Here is a 15,587-nt window from a genome sequence, read left to right as displayed (position 1 = left end):
TTCGTCTGTTTTACCCTGTAAAGATGGTTGCGTGTTATGATCTTAAGTTGGTTTGATGCGAGGATGATTTCATGGGTGTAGTGGCCAAACGGTCGTCGATGATCTTTTATTCAGGTAATGATGATCATTTTAGCCATCGAGTACGTATTGTGTTGGCTGAAAAAGGTGTTGCAGTAGAAATTGTCGATGTGAATGAAGAGCAACCACCGGCAGAACTAGCGGATTTAAATCCCTACAATAGCGTGCCAACGTTGTTGGATCGTGATTTAGTGCTCTACGAATCTAAAGTGATGATGGAGTATCTAGACGAGCGATTCCCGCATCCACCGCTTTTACCGGTGTACCCCGTTGCGCGTGCGCAAAGCCGTCTGTGGATGCACCGTATTGAACGTGAATGGTGTCCTAAGGTTGAGCAGATTCGTACGGGGGGCAAAAAAGAGGCGGATAAGGCACGTAAAGAACTACGTGAAAGCTTAGTGGGGATTTCGCCGATTTTTGAAGATATGCCTTTCTTTATGAGCGATGAGTTCACGCTGGTTGATTGCTGTTTAGCCCCTGTTTTGTGGCGCTTGCCTGAGCTCAATATTGAGTTGCCGGAAAAGCAAGTGCAACCACTGATGAGTTATATGGCGCGTGTCTTTGAGCGGGAGGCGTTTAAAGCCTCGCTGAATGAGCACGAAAAAGAGATACGTGCATAATTCACCGATCTAAGCGATAGGAGGGGAGCCCGATGCGTTCCAGTCGCCCCTATCTGGCGAGAGCGCTTTACGAATGGCTAGTTGATAATGAGCTGACGCCTTATCTGGTGGTTGATGCCACTCAGCCGGACGTAGAAGTGCCAAAACAGTTTGTGCAAAATGGTCAGATTGTCCTTAACGTGGCGCCTACGGCGGTGCGTGATCTTTTTATGGAAAACCAGGCTATTGGGTTTAACGCCCGTTTTGGTGGTCAGCCGATGCAGGTGATGATTCCAATACATGCGCTGATTGCCATTTATGCACGTGAGAATGGTGCTGGTATGGTGTTTGGTCATGAGCCAGAGCTTGATGCACCTGAAGAAGAACTGGGTGCTTCTGAGCCCCAAAGTAGCACCTCTGGTAAGCCTGAGCTTTCGGTTGCGGAACCCGCTGAGCAAGCGGGTGACGAGGATAAAGTGGAGAAAGAACGCGAACACGTTGATAAGGAATCAACGTCTTCCGAGACAGCGTCTACTAAGTCCAGCTCTTCGAGTAAGAAGAAAAAGCCTACACTGCGGGTGATTAAATAAAGTCACCGCTGCAGTTTACGGTTAGCGCTGAAATCTATAAGGCCTCGATAATATATCGAGGCCTTGTAGGTTAAGAAGCGATAGCTTTTTTCAGTAGCGGCAAGACACCGCTTGTTAGGAGACGTTAGTCTAGATATTCAAACACTTTAACAATGCGCTGTACGCCATTTACGTTCGACACAGCGGCCACAATACGGTCTGCTTCGTTACGGGAAACAATGCCCATGAGATAAACGCTGGCATTCTCTGTTGTGACTTTTAGTTTAGAGGAATTGATACGATCATTTGTGGCCAACTGGCTTACGACATTGGTAGTCAGCCAGCTATCGGTCAAGCGCTGACCAGCCGGTAAGCGAGCGGAGACCGTTAACTCATTGTGGACTTCATCAACCCCGCGGATATCGCGCGTGACGCTGCCCGCCATGTCTTTAAGTTCTTGGCTGGGGACTTGTCCCACTAATAAAACCACCCCGTTATAGCTATGTGGCCGGATGCGCGCATCATCCAGGCGGCCATCGGCACGAGCTAGGGCTTTGTTGACTTCTCGCTCAATGACGGAATCAACCGCTTCAACATCGCTGCTACGGTTGCCGTAGCCAGATGGGTTGGAGGCGGAATGGGTCGCGCATCCGCTAAGAATTAACAGGCCGCAAAATAAAGCCGCCGTTAGCCAGCGTGAAGTAGGAAGGGCAAAGCGCATATAAACTCCTTGACATAAAGAAGTATCGCAGTGTTTGGTTAGTGCGATACGTATTGGTAGGGCAGAAGAGCGAATTAGACGGCGCCACCAAAAAGTTGTTCATCAATTAAATCACATAAACAGTGAATCACTAAAAGATGTACCTCTTGAATGCGCGCGGTGGACGTCGCTGGCACGCGGATTTCACAGTCATCTTGACCTAGTAGCGAGGCCATATTGCCTCCATCACGTCCCGTTAACGCGACAACGGTCATTTCTCTGTCGTGTGCGGCCTGTATTGCCTGAACAATATTGGCTGAATTACCACTGGTGGAAATGGCGAGTAGTACATCCCCAGGCTGTCCAAGTGCTCGAATTTGTTTAGAAAAGACTTCATTGTATGTGTAGTCGTTAGCAATCGACGTGAGGGTTGAGGTATCCGTTGTGAGAGCTAGTGCGGGCAGGCTTGGGCGTTCACGCTCAAATCGGTTCAGCAGTTCAGAGGAGAAATGTTGACTATCGCCTGCGCTTCCGCCGTTGCCACAGGCAAGGATTTTTCCCTCATTGACCAAACTTTGCACCATCATTTGGCTGGCAACTTCAATGAAAGGCGGCAGTACTTCACTGGCATACGTTTTCGTATCAATGCTGGCGTTAAAGTGGCCAAGTATTCGTGACTGAAAATCCATCTAAAGGTCCTGATTGTTGGCGTCAAAATGCGTCGAAGGCGGCTTTTACCCATTCGAAAGTTATATCAGGCGGCGAGCCAACGACCCCTAGAATATCAAAGCGGCACGGGCAGTAAAGTCGTTGCTTGGCAAGGTAGACCTGTGCCGCATGCACGAGGCGTCGCTGTTTTTGCGCGGTCACCGCTTCTAGTGGATGACCAAACTGAGTCGTCACGCGATGCTTGACCTCGACAAACACAAGAGTGTCGCCGTCTTGCATGACTAAGTCTAGCTCACCCCCTTTGGCGTACTGGTTGCGACCTAAAAGAATTAATCCGCGTAGCTGCAGCCATTCGGCCGCGTGCTGTTCCATCGCGGCACCGCGGGCTCGTGCCGTTTGTGCACTATTCTTCATCAGGTGTCGATAGTCCTGGAATGAGAATGGGTGCAGGTATGCCGTTTTGGAATTTCGCCCACGGGAGTTCACGGTAAATACGACCATCTGCGGTTAAGTAAAGCTGGCCGGTGGCGCCATTAAGGCTTTCAGCGTTGGTTAATATTGCCAAATTGGTTGCGATCTCGTAAGCATCAACGCCCATGGCCATCAAGCTGAACATGGAAACATCGTCTACTTTTCGCAGCGCTTGATACGTGGCATAAAACGGCAGTATTTCTTCCCCTCCTACGGCCGCATCGGGAATTTGCCAGGGGATATCCATAAACATCACATCGTCAAGGTCTTGGTCCAAGCGTGGCTGATGTCGCCCTTCATACAGATGCGATGTGGCGTAAATGGGTAGATCTGGGGCGTAGTAATAATCGAGTGTCGGAGGGACTTGCCGCGCATAGTCTGGCACGGCAAGCAAAAAGAGTGCGTCAATATTTTGTAACTGAGCGCGCTCACCGCGAACGTTGAGCGCCGTTTGAACCGTATTGGAAACGGGCCGCTCTGGGTTGTAGCGGACAGCATTAGTGACATCTCCTCCCTGTTCACTCCACTCGTTCCAGAAAGATTCCCCTACCCGGCGTCCCCAGTCATTGTCCGGGACCATAAGAACCATTTGCCGATGACCATCTTGCCACGCACGCCGGGCTGCTTGACGTGCCTCATCCTCGGCGGAAAGGCCGAACTGAAATAACCGCGTCGCTTGGCTACGTGAATTCCTGCCATAATTGAGGGCTAGTGTGGGAAGCGGGACGCTTTCACGTTGTTCAAGCGTGGTCACTTGGTCTTTGTCGAGTGGCCCGATGACGATTTGAGCCCCCATCTGTTCGGCTTTGTCGTAAAGTGCGTCTAAGCCATGTTGAGAGGCGTCGATAAAACGCAGCTGTACATCGCTATTTTGCATGTCGTGATGCCGGCGTATTGCCGTGGCAATCGCTGAAGCCACATTTCTCAGGGGGCCAGATTCGGGTAAAAAGACGGCGATACGCTTTACGTCGACAGTGAATTCAGGCAGGGCAAAGCGCTCGGGATCGAGCTGGTCGAGCGCGTTCCGTGCCCAGCGTCTGCGCTCTTGCAGCGTTTGTTGCTGTTCTGCCGACATCCTCAGCTCTTGATCTAGCACCGTGGCGGCTTTTAAAACAGCCCGGGGCTCATCAAGCGCACGGGCAAGCTCTGAGTAAAGTAGTGCCCAGCGTACCCGGTCGGATTCCGACAACTGCTCGGCGTCCAATGCGTCCGCAGCGGCAAAGGCTTCATCGCGCAGACCTTGGCGGGCATAGAGGTTAGCGGCCTCTAGACGCGATTGCGCGGCTTGAGCGGGCGCTTGTTCTTGGGCCTGGCTAAGTAGACGATTCGGGTCCTGATCCGGAACGCGATCGACCACATCAGGTGGTTGCTGGACGGCGCAGCCTGCCATAAAAAGGGCAGTAAGCGTCAGCGTGAGTAAGCCACGAGTTAGCGGTTTCATGTATCCTTCCTTAGTTGCCATTGGCGCTGCCGATTTTTTATTTACTAGGAGTTTAGATGACACACGGTCATTCGGGCACGTCGCATTCAGGTGCATCGTTTCCAGGTACCTCACCACCAGGCACATTGTACGTGGTTGCTACGCCGATTGGGAATTTGCAAGACCTCTCGCCTCGCGCTGTTCAAACGCTGGGAAACGTCGCGCGAATTGCCGCGGAAGATACGCGCCACAGTGGGCGGTTGTTAGCGCACTTGGGCCTTAATGTGCCAATGTTGTCGTTGCATGACCACAATGAGTCTCACCGTGTAGAGCAACTCGACCGTTACCTCGCGGCGGGCGAAGATATCGCCTTGGTTAGCGATGCCGGTACGCCGTTAATTAGCGACCCCGGGTTTGTATTGGTACGCGCGCTGCGTGAACGCGGCCGGCATATTGTCCCCATACCCGGACCGTCGGCGCTGATTACGGCGCTGTCTGCGGCGGGGCTGCCTACCGACCGGTTTACCTTTGCCGGTTTTTTGCCTGCTAAACCGGCGGCTCGCAAACAGGTACTTGAGCAGTGGCTGGCACATGAGGCGACTCTTGTGTTTTACGAATCTCCACATCGTATCGTGCATACCCTAAAGGCGCTCAGTGAGGTAATGGGCGAACGCGAGGTAGTGCTAGCACGAGAGCTCACCAAAACATTTGAAACGTTTTTGAGCGGCACACCTAATGCGCTCCTAGCTCAGTTGGTAGAGGACCCCAATCAAGCTAGGGGCGAGTTTGTGGTGATGGTGCAAGGGGCCTCGCCTAAAACCGAGCAGAGCCAGCATGCATTTTCAGAGGAGGCGCTGTTAAATGCGCTATTAGCCGAAGGTGTCGGGGTTAAGCAAAGTGCCGCCATTGCGGCCCGCGTGTTCGGTGGACGCAAGCAAACTTGGTACGCCACACTACAAGCAATGAAAAGCGAGGATTGAGGCGGGGCGGGGGCGCTGGTATGCTTGCCGCCGGAGTTGGCCAGACAGTCGCCGCTGCCTTTGCGGGCAGGGGAGGAAAGTCCGGGCTCCATAGGGCAGAGTGCCAGGTAACGCCTGGGCGGTGAGAGCCGACGGAAAGTGCAGCAGAGAGTAGACCGCCTAAGCCTTTCGAGGCTGGTAAGGGTGAAAGGGTGCGGTAAGAGCGCACCGCGCGCCTGGTAACAGTGCGTGGCAAGGTAAACCCCACTCGGAGCAAGACCAAATAGGGACCCAATGGCGTGGCCCGCGCTGGGTCCGGGTAGGTCGCTTGAGCGCTGCGGTAACGTAGCGCCTAGAGGAATGGCTGTCCACGACAGAACCCGGCTTATCGGCCGACTCCCCCCAATCATGCAAAGAGCGACTTAGCGCGCTCTCCTGAAAATGCCGTGTACCTTCCCGAGCCTAAGGGGTAGGTCATCTCTGTGTGAGAGCCACATGCCATCATCTGAGGCTGAAAAAGCCGTTAATCGCTTTCGTCATACCAGTGTGCTGCTTGACGGTGCTGTGGATACGCTCGTGCATCAACCTGGTGGCGTCTATCTTGATGGTACCTTTGGTCGTGGTGGGCATTCGCGAGTTATTTTATCGCGCTTAAATGAGGCGGGACGTTTGATCGCGCTAGATCGCGACCCCGAGGCCGTTGCGGCGGCAGCTGAGATCGATGACTCACGCTTTGCCATGGTGCAGCGAGATTTTGCGCGCTTAGCCGATGTTGCTCGCGAGCAAAACGTTCATGGCAAGCTTGATGGGATTTTACTTGATGTGGGAGTGTCCTCGCCGCAGCTTGATGATCCAGAGCGCGGCTTTAGTTTTATGCGTAACGGCCCGCTCGATATGCGCATGGACCCTACGCAAGGCGAAAGTGCGGCGGAATTTCTGGCGCGTGCCAGCGAAACTGACATTGCCCATGTATTTAAAACCTACGGTGAAGAGCGCTTTGGTAAACGCCTCGCCCGCGCCGTTGTCAATCGGCGCCGTGAGCAGCCTTTTACGCACACCGTGGACCTTGCCGAAGTGCTCAAAACCGCCCATCCCGCATGGGAAAAGGGACGCCATCCAGCAACCAAAGCGTTTCAGGGCTTGCGCATTTACCTTAATGGCGAGCTAGAGCAGCTAGATGCTGCCTTGGAGGCTGCGCTGGAAGCGCTTGCGCTCGGTGGCCACTTGGTGGTGATTAGCTTCCACTCGTTGGAAGACCGGCGGGTGAAGCGTTTTATTCGTCATCACGTGCGCGGTGACACGCATTTGCCGCGGGGTGTGCCGATTCGTGATGATCAGCTCAACCGCCGTTTAGAAGCGTTAGGAAAAGGGCAACGTCCCTCTGAGGCGGAAGTGGCGGAAAACCCACGTGCGCGCAGTGCAGTAATGCGTGCAGCGCGAAAACGGGCGTAAATGATGGCAAGGGTCAATATTCACCAATGGGCGGCATCCATGCGAGCCGAGTGGCCATTTTGCTTGCGCTGGCGTTTTTGGCCCATTTTTAATGCGCTGTTATTTGTGGCTTGCCTTGGTAGCGGCCTAGCTGTGGTCCTCACCACGCATCAAACGCGAGTTGCTTATGCCGAGCTTCAGCGCTTAGAGCAAGAAAAAAACCAGCTGCACACCGAGTGGGGGCAGCTGTTGCTTGAAGAAGGTGCGTGGTCAACCCCGGCCAGAGTAGAGAGAATTGCGACCGAACGGTTGAACATGCGCATTCCTAATGTCCATGACGTTGAGGTGATTCGCCCGTGAGTCGCCGAACTCGAGGTGTCTCCTCGCGTACTGCCCCCATCGCACCACCGCTTGCGGGCGGGCGTTTTCTCTTGGTTTTATGCGCTATTGTCATCGTGGCTGCGGTGCTCATTGGCCGCATTACGCTGCTTCAAGTCATTGATCGCCCCTTTCTCCAAAGCCAAGGTGATGCGCGCACGCTGCGCCATGAAACGGTTCCCGCGCACCGCGGCATGATCACTGATCGCAACGGTGAGCCATTGGCAATTTCGACGCCGGTGGTGACGCTCTGGGCTAACCCACAAGAGTTGACCGAAGACCCCGTGCGGCGTGTCGTGCTAGCGCAGGCTTTAGGCATGAACCTACTCGATTTCGAGGCTCGTTTGGCGCGTTTTAGCCAACATGAGTTTATGTACTTGCGCCGGCATATGACCCCCAAAGCCGCTCAACGTATTTTAGATTTACGCACCCCTGGTGTGTACGCTCAGCAGGAATACAAACGTTACTATCCCGCTGGAGAAGTGGCCGCTCAACTTCTGGGGGTAACCAACGTGGATGACGTCGGGCAAGAAGGGTTAGAGCTTGCGTATCAGCCTTACTTGGCGGGGCATCCTGGGCAACGGCGTGTTCTCAAAGATCGTCGCGGCCGTTTGATCCGTGAGCTCGGCGTAGTCGAAGAGGCAGTACCCGGCGGAGAGCTAACACTTGCCATTGACCAGCGCCTTCAGTACATGGCGTACCGTGAATTACGAGCAGCGGTTGCCGAGCATCGTGCGGATGGCGGTATTGTCGTGATGATGGACGCGCGTAATGGTGAAGTATTGGCAATGGCGAACTTGCCGTCTTATAACCCGAACAATCGGGCAGGGCTCGATCCGCGGGGGTTACGTAACCAGGCCGTGGTGGATGTATTTGAGCCAGGCTCTGTCGTTAAGCCATTGGCCATGGCGGCTATATTGGAAAGTGATCAGTTTGATCGCGACACGGTGGTCGATACCAACCCCGGCTGGATGCGTATCGATGAATATACTATTCGTGATATACGCAACTATGGAAAGCTCGACTTGGCCGGCATCTTGGAGAAATCCTCAAATATAGGCATGTCGAAACTGGCTTTAGAGCTTCACGACATGGCAATTTGGGAGAAATATAACCAGCTAGGGTTTGGGCATAACCCTGGAACGGGCTATCCCGGAGAGTCAGCGGGGAGTTTACCCGCACCCATTCGCTGGTCGCGCAGTGAAAAAGCTTCGCTATCATATGGTTATGGGTTGTCCGTGTCGGCACTACAGTTGGCGAGTGCCTACACGGCGATTGCCAATGATGGCGTTCGGTTACCGCCTTCGTTACTACGGTTAACGCAAGCGCCCGACGGCATTCCCTCTATTGAGCCTGAGGTGGCAAACGATTTGCTGCGTATATTGGAAACATCGGTGGGTGCAGATTCAGGAGGGCGGCGCGCACGTGTGGAGGGATATCGTGTCGGAGGTAAAACCGGTACCGTGCGTAAAACGGGAGCAACGGGGTATACCGCTGACGCTTATCGTAGTGTATTTACCGGTGTGGCCCCCGTTTCCGACCCGCGTATTGTGACCGTTGTCATGATTGATCACCCCAAAGCCGGTGAGATTTACGGCGGCGCTGTGGCAGCCCCAGTTTTTTCCAGCGTTACCGGCAATGCGCTGCGACTATTGGATGTGCCGCCGGATCATGAGGCGCCCTAGGTTTTAAGGAGAAGGCATGACGTTAGATTTACATGATGTAGTCACGGCGCTTAAGCAGGTATGGCCAACGGCAAGATTGCCTGACACCTTGCCAGAACTGCCTGATAGGGTGCGTCTGATCACCGATTCACGGTTAGTGAAGCCAGGTGATATTTTTGTCGCGGTTCCAGGGAGCCAGCGCGACGGGCGTGATTTCATCGAAGCGGCGCTAAACGCCGGTGCGGCGTTAGTGTTGAGTCATGCGCGCAATGGTGAGGTGCATCTCGACGGTCGTGTACTGGTTATGCCTCATTTATCGCTACGTTTAGGCGAACTGGGCCGCGCTTTATTTCATGTGCCAAGTCACATTGACGTGATTGCGGTAACCGGGACTAATGGCAAAAGCTCAGTGACGCATTATATAGCCGATTTAAGTGAGCAATTAGGGGTGCCGGCTGGCGTAGTGGGTACGCTGGGAGTAGGGCGTACAGGCACGCTCGTGGACAGTGGTTTAACCACGCCTGGGCCGCTGGCGCTTCAAGCGACGCTTGGAGAGATGGCGCAGGAGGGAGTCCGGCGTATTGCCTTGGAGGCTTCTTCTCATGCGCTTGATCAAAACCGCCTTGATGCAGTGGATGTCAAAGTGGGTGTTTTTACTAACCTGACCCGCGACCATCTGGATTACCACGGCAGCATGGCAGCGTATGCTGCGGCGAAATCCAAGTTGTTTCGTCGCCGGGAGCTTGAGATCGCCGTCGTGAATGGTGATGACGCGCTGGTGCGGTTGATGCTTTCTGGTTGCGCCGATTCGGTGCGGGTATTGGCCACTGGACAAGACGAAGCGGTAACCTTGCGTGTGCTTGAATGGCAGCCGCACGCCAAAGGGCAGCATGCCGTTATCGCCACACCTGACGAAGAAAAAGTGCTCAACTTAGGGCTGATGGGGCGCTTTAACCTCGATAACGTCTTGTTAGCTATGGCCACGCTTTATGGCCTGGGCGAGACCTTGGATTCGCTCGTCAGCGCCGCTGCACATATTGCCCCGGTGCCAGGGCGTATGGAGCTATATCAGCGCGATGGCGCCCCAAGCGTGGTGGTGGATTACGCGCATACGCCGGATGCGTTGCACAGTGCGCTTGAGGCCCTAAAGGCGCATTTGGGTCATTCCAGCCACCTGTGGTGCGTGTTTGGCTGTGGCGGTGATCGGGATAGCGGCAAGCGCCCTGATATGGCCCGTGTTGCCCAGGCGCATGCCGATCACTGCGTAGTGACCGATGACAATCCGCGCAATGAGTCGGCAGCGGCGATACGTCAAGACATCATGGCAGGCTTTCATCACTTGGAAAACGTCACCGAGATAGGTGATCGCCGTGCGGCGATCGCGCATGTGATCGCCAGTGCCGCGCCGAATGATGTCATTTTGATCGCTGGCAAAGGCCATGAAACTTACCAAGAGGTTAACGGAACGCGTGAGCCTCACCTGGACAGCGATGAAGTGCAAAAGGCATTAGATGACAGAGACTACGCATGAGAACGTTATCGCTGGGTGATGTGGCTAACGCGGTGGGGGGCGAGTGTCCAGCAGGCGAGGCCGCGGTTAATGTCACGGCGGTGGTGACAGACTCACGCAAAATCGTGCCGGGATGTTTGTTTGTCGCCCTTAAAGGCGATCGATTTGACGGTCACGCCTTTCTTGCTTCGGCGTACGAACAAGGCGCTGTGGCGGCACTCGTAGCCGAGCGGGATGAAAATTGTCGACTACCTCAAATCACCTGTGCTGATACACGTTTGGCACTGGGGCTACTGGCGCATGCGTGGCGAAAGCGCTGGCACGGTCCGGTAGTAGCCATCACGGGAAACAGTGGCAAGACGACAGTAAAGGAGATGACCGCCGCACTATTGAAAGCGCACGGTGAGATACACGCAACGCACGGAAACTTGAATAACGACATTGGCGCTCCGTTAACCCTTTTGGGGTTAAATGATGAGCATCAAGCGGCTGTCGTTGAGTTAGGGGCGAATCATTTGGGAGAAATCGCCTGGACAGCGCTGTTGACTCAGCCTCAGGTGACAGTGATCACCAATGTGACCGGGGCACATGTGGGGGAATTTGGCGGGATGGGGCAAATTGCTCAGGCCAAAAGCGAAATTCTTCACGCTTTACCAGCCGATGGTATCGCGGTGCTGAATCGTGATGATCGCTACTTTCATTTTTGGCGGCAGTGCGCTTCGCCCAGACAAGTGGTGAGTTTCGGCCTGCACCCTGACGCTGAGGTGACGGCCAAGGCGCTTTCTTGTGATGCCCAAGGACGTTATGCTTTCACGCTTGTAAAAAATGGACAGGTGTTAGGTCATGTGACGCTTGCGTTGGTGGGCGAGCATAATGTGCTCAATGCCCTGGCGGCGACAGCGGCAGCGTTGAGTTTAGCGGTGCCTAGCGATGAGGTCGTTGCCCGGTTGTCGTCGTTATCGACATTGCCAGGGCGCCTGCAGGTGCTGTCGCATCGTCACGGTGGGTCACTGTTGGATGACTCTTATAACGCTAATCCTGGGGCAGTAAAAGTAGCGTTAGACGCGCTCATGCGCTTCCCAGCGCCACGTTGGTGTGTGTTAGGTGCGATGGGGGAGCTGGGGGCTGACTCATCGGCATTACACGCCGAGGTTGGGGATTATGCGGCAAAATTAGGGGTGGATCAGTTGCTGACCTTGGGGGCGGAGGCAAAACCCGCCAGTGAGTCATTTGGTCAGGGACCGCATTTTGACGATTATGCGGCACTTGAGCAGTATCTTATGAGCGCGTTGCCGCCCAACGCGAGCTTATTAGTTAAAGGGTCGCGTAGCGCTGGCATGGAGCGCCTAGTGAAAGGGCTGCGCCATGACGACACACAAGCCGATACATCATGTTAACTATAAGGTAACCGCCGTTCATGTTACTCCATTTGGCGAATTTTCTGACACAGTATCAGCCGGGTTTACAGGTATTTAACTATCTTACGCTGCGCGTTATTTTGTCGTCGCTGACGGCGTTGCTGCTTTGTTTATGGCTTGGCCCTTGGGTTATTCGACGCTTGGTGGAAGGGCAAATAGGCCAGGCCGTTCGTGATGACGGCCCGCAGTCTCACTTGTCCAAAGCGGGTACACCTACCATGGGCGGGGCGATGATATTAATCGCCATCGCGCTGAGTACACTGCTTTGGGGGGATCTGACTAACTACTACATTTGGGTAGTGCTTGGCGTGACGCTAGGGTTTGGTGCCATTGGCTGGGTAGATGACTACCGCAAAGTGGTGGAGAAAAATCCGCGTGGTTTGCCAGCCCGCTGGAAGTATTTTTGGCAATCCGTCGTCGGGCTTGGCGCTGCCGGTGTGCTTTACCTCACGGCGGCATCGCCGGTGGAAACGAGCCTGTTATTGCCGTTTTTTAAAGACATTGTGATACCGCTGGGCGTCTTTTATATCGTCTTGACCTATTTTGTCATTGTCGGTAGCTCTAACGCAGTCAATTTAACCGACGGTTTAGACGGTCTTGCCATTATGCCTACCGTTTTGGTGGCGATGGGGCTTTCTGTCTTCGCCTACGTTAGCGGCAATACTGTTTTTGCCGACTACTTACATATTCCTTTCATTGCGGGCACCGGCGAACTGGCGGTGTTTTGCGCCACGATTGCCGGGGCTGGGCTGGGTTTTTTATGGTTTAACACTTATCCCGCGCAAGTGTTTATGGGGGACGTGGGTGCGCTAGCCCTCGGTGCTGCGCTGGGTGTTGTCGCGGTTATCGTCCGACAAGAGATTGTGTTGTTTATCATGGGGGGCATTTTTGTTCTCGAGACTGTGTCGGTTATTTTGCAGGTTGGTTCCTATAAGATGACGGGACGGCGCATTTTCCGCATGGCACCGTTGCACCATCATTACGAATTGAAAGGGTGGCCTGAGCCGCGGGTTATCGTACGCTTTTGGATTATTACCGTTGTGCTGGTGCTGTTCGGCCTGGCTACGCTAAAAATTCGCTAGGGGGCCAAGATGATAGCCGTGCCAGAAGGCACCACGGTGGTGGTGGGGTTAGGAGTTTCAGGGCGTGCTATTTGCCGGCATTTGGCCCGCCTTGGCGTGCCGTTTGCCATTGCTGATACGCGGGCGGAGCCACCGGGACTTGATGAAGTGAAGCGCGCTTATCCCGATGTCGCCATTTATTGTGGCCCCTTGACGGCGCTTGACCTTAGCCAAGTGGAAGAAGTGGTCGTGAGCCCCGGTGTTGATCCGCGTGCTCCCGGTCTTGGCGCGTTAGCCGATGAAATCAACCCGCACACTGGGGAGCCTCGCGTTGTCGGTGAAATGGCGCTTTTCGTTCGCGCCGCGAAGGCACCGATTGCCGCTATTACAGGCTCCAATGCCAAATCGACCGTCACCACGCTGTTGGGGGAAATGGCATTGGCCTCAGGGGTAAACGCCGCGGTGGGCGGTAATTTGGGCACCCCAGCGCTTGATCTTTTAGCACAAATGCCGGATGCCACGCTTTATATTCTCGAGCTTTCCAGCTTTCAACTCGAAACCACGCCAATACTTGGCGCTAAATGCGCCGCATTTCTTAATTTGTGCGAAGACCACTTAGATCGCCACGGTGACATGGCGACTTATCGCGCCGCTAAGCAGCGTGTGTTTATCGCTGCAGAACACGCTGTGGTCAACGGTGATGACCCCCACACCTGGCCCGATGTTTCTCATCGGGTGGGCCATGTCACGCCCTTTACTCGACATGCCCCAGAGAAAGACTCCCCTGACGATAATACGTGGGGTCTTGGGGAAAGTGATGGGGAGCCTTGTTTGCTGCACGGCGCGACGCCTTGGCTGCCAGTTCGCGAGTTAGGGATGGCCGGGCAGCATAATCAGCTTAATGCGTTAACGGCGTTAGCCATGGGCCAAGTATTAGGATTTGAGCATAAGGCGATGTGTGATGTGCTGCGCCGGTTTAAGGGGCTGAAACATCGCAGCGAGGTGGTCGCGACTGTCGAAGGCGTGCGCTGGGTCAATGACTCCAAAGGCACCAACGTGGGGGCGACACTGGCAGCCATCGAAGGTATTGGCCCCACACTTAGCGGCAAACTCATTTTGCTTGCCGGTGGCGATGGCAAAGGCGCCGACTTTACCCCCCTGGCTGCACCGCTTGCGGCCCACGCGCGCCAGGCGCTGTTATTCGGCCGCGATGCGCTACGCCTAGACGCCGCGCTAAAAGCGTATGTAGAAACGCACCACTACGCCGATTTAACGCAAGCGATGGAAGCCGCCGCGCAACTTGCCATGCCAGGGGACTGTGTGCTGCTTTCACCTGCCTGTGCAAGCCTTGATCAGTTTCCCAATTATCAGCGCCGTGGTGATGTGTTTTGTCACTGGGTGGCAGAGCATGCGTTGTCCGTGAAGGAGCGCTCATGACCCGACGTCTAACGCGCTGGAAGTCAGCTCTTTCAACGCGCGACTTACCCTGTGATATTTGGCTTGTGATGGCAACGTTAGCGCTGGCAGCACTGGGCTGGGTGATGGTCAGTTCGGCATCGATTGGGTTACTCGACAGCAGTTTTCATTATGTGCGTCAGCACGGTATTTTTCTTTTTGTGGCTGTATTGGCCACGCTTGCCGTCGTCAGCTTGCCGTTAGAAGCGTGGCGGCAAAATGCCGGTTTACTGATGCTCGCCACCCTGTTTCTCCTGATATTGGTGTTGTTCATTGGCCAAGAAATTAACGGCAGTAAGCGCTGGATTTCTTTGCCTGGGCCGCTTCCGAGTCTCCAGGTTTCTGAGTTTGGCAAGCTGGGGTTAGTGATCTATTTAGCGACATTTATGTCGCGTTTTACCTTCGAGTTACGTGGTCGAGCGTTGAGTCTCTGGCGGCCGCTAGCCGTCTTGGCCCTGCCAGTAGGGCTGCTGCTCGCTGCGCCGGATTTTGGCGGCGCGGTGGTCTACAGCGTCGCGGTGATTGGCATGTTGGTGATGGCAGGAGCCTCAATGCTGTTGCTATCGCTGATTGGTCTATTGTTAGGCGGCGGTGCGGTGTTGATGGTGGCCATAGAGCCTTATCGCCTGGCGCGCTGGACGAGTTTTCTCGATCCTTGGGCGGATCAATTCGCCACGGGGTATCAGTTAACCCAAGCGCTGATTGCGTTTGGTCGTGGTCATGTCACCGGCACCGGGCTAGGGAATAGTGTGCAGAAACTGCACTACCTACCCGAAGCGCATACCGACTTCATTTTTGCCGTGCTAGCGGAAGAGTTAGGGATGATCGGCGCTATCAGCTTGGTATTGCTTTTTACCTTGCTAATTATAAGAGCGCTGTTAATCGCCAGGCGTGCTGAGCTTGCTGGGCATCTATTTGGTGCCTACGTGAGTTATGGGCTCAGCTTTATTATTGCCGCGCAGGCGTTTATTAACATGGCGGTGAGTTCCGGCTTGCTACCTACCAAAGGGTTGACCCTGCCGCTAATTAGCTACGGGGGCTCTAGCCTACTGGTAACGGGTATTATGATTGGCCTATTGCTGCGCACCGATGTGGAAACTCGGCGGCAGCCTCGGCGCAAACCAACGCCTTATAAAGCGCGACGCGAGCCGCGCCTTTTGTAAGCAAAGTCGCCGAGAACGAAAATAAGTGGCCGCGAAACTGAA

Annotated in this window: 15 protein-coding genes and 1 other RNA gene; 12 read left to right on the top strand and 4 right to left on the bottom strand. The window is 54.5% G+C overall.

Going from position 1 to position 15,587, the window contains the following annotated elements; translation table 11 throughout:
• Nucleotides 1-71 precede the first annotated feature (71 nt).
• The gene (sspA, locus tag QC823_RS03620) at nt 72-698 is read left to right on the top strand and encodes a stringent starvation protein SspA (protein ID WP_309654993.1); all 627 of its coding nucleotides are present in this window, start codon (nt 72-74) and stop codon (nt 696-698) included.
• Between the two features lie 32 nt (nt 699-730).
• A complete protein-coding gene (locus tag QC823_RS03615; RefSeq protein ID WP_309654992.1) occupies nt 731-1,267 on the top strand; it encodes a ClpXP protease specificity-enhancing factor in 537 nt (178 codons plus the stop codon).
• 124 nt (nt 1,268-1,391) lie between these two features.
• On the opposite strand, the gene QC823_RS03610 is transcribed toward QC823_RS03615, so the two are convergent.
• The 4 genes from QC823_RS03610 to QC823_RS03595 form a co-directional block, all read right to left on the bottom strand.
• Nucleotides 1,392-1,967, bottom strand: coding sequence for a BON domain-containing protein (locus tag QC823_RS03610; protein ID WP_309654991.1), 576 nt, complete (start codon nt 1,965-1,967; stop codon nt 1,392-1,394).
• 74 nt (nt 1,968-2,041) lie between these two features.
• Complete coding sequence (locus QC823_RS03605; protein ID WP_309654990.1) at nt 2,042-2,635, bottom strand: phosphoheptose isomerase; 594 nt, start codon at nt 2,633-2,635, stop codon at nt 2,042-2,044.
• Nucleotides 2,636-2,657: 22 nt separating this feature from the next.
• Entirely contained in the window at nt 2,658-3,029 is a 372-nt protein-coding gene (locus QC823_RS03600) for a YraN family protein (protein ID WP_309654989.1), read from the bottom strand.
• Entirely contained in the window at nt 3,019-4,527 is a 1,509-nt protein-coding gene (locus tag QC823_RS03595) for a penicillin-binding protein activator (RefSeq protein WP_309654988.1), read from the bottom strand. Before QC823_RS03595 ends, QC823_RS03600 begins: the two co-directional genes overlap by 11 nt.
• Nucleotides 4,528-4,583: 56 nt before the next feature.
• Between QC823_RS03595 and rsmI the strand changes: the two genes are divergently transcribed.
• From rsmI to ftsW, 10 genes are all read left to right on the top strand, one after another.
• Entirely contained in the window at nt 4,584-5,486 is a 903-nt protein-coding gene (gene rsmI / locus QC823_RS03590; RefSeq protein WP_309654987.1) for a 16S rRNA (cytidine(1402)-2'-O)-methyltransferase, read from the top strand.
• 32 nt (nt 5,487-5,518) lie between these two features.
• Nucleotides 5,519-5,869: RNase P RNA component class A (gene rnpB / locus QC823_RS03585), an RNA gene on the top strand.
• Nucleotides 5,870-5,960: 91 nt separating this feature from the next.
• Nucleotides 5,961-6,917: a 16S rRNA (cytosine(1402)-N(4))-methyltransferase RsmH gene (gene rsmH, locus QC823_RS03580; RefSeq protein WP_309654986.1), complete on the top strand. Its 957-nt coding sequence runs from the start codon at nt 5,961-5,963 to the stop codon at nt 6,915-6,917.
• Nucleotides 6,918-6,920: 3 nt separating this feature from the next.
• Nucleotides 6,921-7,256, top strand: a complete 336-nt coding sequence (ftsL, locus tag QC823_RS03575) for a cell division protein FtsL (RefSeq protein ID WP_309654985.1) — start codon at nt 6,921-6,923, stop codon at nt 7,254-7,256.
• Nucleotides 7,253-8,959 carry a peptidoglycan D,D-transpeptidase FtsI family protein gene (locus QC823_RS03570; protein ID WP_309654984.1) on the top strand — a complete coding sequence of 569 codons (1,707 nt, stop codon included), beginning with the start codon at nt 7,253-7,255 and terminating at the stop codon, nt 8,957-8,959. The genes ftsL and QC823_RS03570 overlap by 4 nt, the downstream gene beginning before the upstream one ends.
• A 16-nt stretch (nt 8,960-8,975) precedes the next feature.
• A complete protein-coding gene (locus QC823_RS03565; RefSeq protein ID WP_309654983.1) occupies nt 8,976-10,469 on the top strand; it encodes a UDP-N-acetylmuramoyl-L-alanyl-D-glutamate--2,6-diaminopimelate ligase in 1,494 nt (497 codons plus the stop codon).
• Entirely contained in the window at nt 10,466-11,845 is a 1,380-nt protein-coding gene (locus QC823_RS03560) for a UDP-N-acetylmuramoyl-tripeptide--D-alanyl-D-alanine ligase (protein WP_309654982.1), read from the top strand. Before QC823_RS03565 ends, QC823_RS03560 begins: the two co-directional genes overlap by 4 nt.
• Nucleotides 11,846-11,865: 20 nt before the next feature.
• Nucleotides 11,866-12,948: a phospho-N-acetylmuramoyl-pentapeptide-transferase gene (gene mraY, locus QC823_RS03555; protein ID WP_309654981.1), complete on the top strand. Its 1,083-nt coding sequence runs from the start codon at nt 11,866-11,868 to the stop codon at nt 12,946-12,948.
• 9 nt (nt 12,949-12,957) lie between these two features.
• Nucleotides 12,958-14,364, top strand: a complete 1,407-nt coding sequence (murD, locus tag QC823_RS03550) for a UDP-N-acetylmuramoyl-L-alanine--D-glutamate ligase (RefSeq protein WP_309654980.1) — start codon at nt 12,958-12,960, stop codon at nt 14,362-14,364.
• Nucleotides 14,361-15,545 carry a putative lipid II flippase FtsW gene (gene ftsW / locus QC823_RS03545; RefSeq protein WP_309654979.1) on the top strand — a complete coding sequence of 395 codons (1,185 nt, stop codon included), beginning with the start codon at nt 14,361-14,363 and terminating at the stop codon, nt 15,543-15,545. Before murD ends, ftsW begins: the two co-directional genes overlap by 4 nt.
• Nucleotides 15,546-15,587: the final 42 nt, after the last annotated feature.

The organism is Vreelandella vilamensis, assembly GCF_031451755.1.
In the GTDB taxonomy this organism is placed as follows: domain Bacteria; phylum Pseudomonadota; class Gammaproteobacteria; order Pseudomonadales; family Halomonadaceae; genus Vreelandella; species Vreelandella vilamensis.
This window is presented reverse-complemented; position numbering and strand designations above follow the sequence as displayed.